Here is a 1380-nt window from a genome sequence, read left to right as displayed (position 1 = left end):
GGGACTGTCCGATAAACGGTGTGTGGGGTCCGGCGGTTCATCAGTAAGTGGTCTTCTCGAAGCGTCCTGCGAAGGTAATCGCGAACGCGTTGAGCGCTGGCTTCCACCTGATTACCCAGCGTGCTCTACCACCGCCGGTCGGATCAAGAGACCGGGTCACCAGATAGAGACATTTCAGGGCCGCGGCCTCGTTCGGGAAGTGCCCGCGCGCTCTGACGGCCCGCCGGTAGCGGGCATTGATCGACTCGATCGCATTCGTCGTGCAGATCACCCGGCGGATCTCCACGTCGTACTCCAAAAACGGCACGAATTCGGCCCACGAGCTCTCCCAAAGCTTGATGATTGCCGGATACTGCTCGCCCCACTCGGCGGTGAACTCCTGAAACCTGTCCTTCGCCGCGGCCTCACTCGGAGCCGTGTAAACGGGTTTGAGTGCTTTCACGATCCCGTCGCGGTGCTGCCGGCCCGCGTAACGGAACGAGTTGCGGATCAGGTGCACGATGCACTGCTGCACGACCGTGTGTTGCCAGGTGGTCGTGATCGCTTCCGGCAGGCCCTTGAGTCCGTCGCAGACGGCGATGAGCACGTCCTGGACGCCTCGGTTCTTCAACTCGGAGAAGACCTGCAGCCAGAACCTCGCTCCTTCACCTCCGTCGCCGGCCCAGATGCCCAGGATGTCGCGTTCCCCGTTCGTCGTGACGCCCATGACAACGTAGAACGGGGTGTTGCGGACCTGCCCGTCGCGGACCTTGACGACGATCGCGTCGACGAAAAGGACCGGGTAGAGCGGGTCCAGGGGGCGGGAGGACCACTCAGCCATCTCGCCGGCGACCTTCTCCGTGATCCTCGAGATCGTGTCCTTCGAGACTTTCGCCCCGTAGACCTCCTCGAAGTGCGCTGCGATCTCACCGGTGGTCAGTCCTCGGGCGGAGAGGGAGAGCACGATCTGATCAATGCCGTCCAGGCGTCGCTTCCGCTTGGGCACAATCACCGGGTCGAAGGACCCGTCCCGGTCCCGGGGCACCTCGATCTCGACCGGGCCGATCTCGGTCAGCACCGTCTTCGGCCGGGTGCCGTTGCGCATGTTCTCCGCGATCGGCGTTTGCCCGTGCTCATGCCCGAGATGCTCGGTCAGCTCGGCTTCCAACGCGGTCTCGAGAACGTTCTTCGTGAGCTGGTTCAGCAGTCCGCCCGGGCCGACCAGGCTCACGCCCTGCTCCTTGGCCTGGGCGAGCAGCCGCTCGGCAAGGTCCTTCTGATCGATGATCTCTCCCGTCACAGGATCGATCATCGTCTCTGTTGCTTCGGTCGTGAAGTCGTTCACGGCCATCTCCTCTCGGATCAGGCCGGACCCTCACACACCGTTTTTCTTACAGTCCC

The 1380-nt window shown here is 63.3% G+C and carries 1 protein-coding gene; it reads right to left on the bottom strand.

Translation table 11 applies throughout. The features are described 5' to 3' along the window. Nucleotides 1–40: 40 nt before the first annotated feature. Complete coding sequence (locus AC4D2E_RS17630; RefSeq protein WP_490953469.1) at nucleotides 41–1291, bottom strand: IS256 family transposase; 1251 nt, start codon at nucleotides 1289–1291, stop codon at nucleotides 41–43. Nucleotides 1292–1380: the final 89 nt, after the last annotated feature.

It is taken from the genome of Arthrobacter sp. TJ-265 (assembly GCF_058269135.1).
This window is presented reverse-complemented; position numbering and strand designations above follow the sequence as displayed.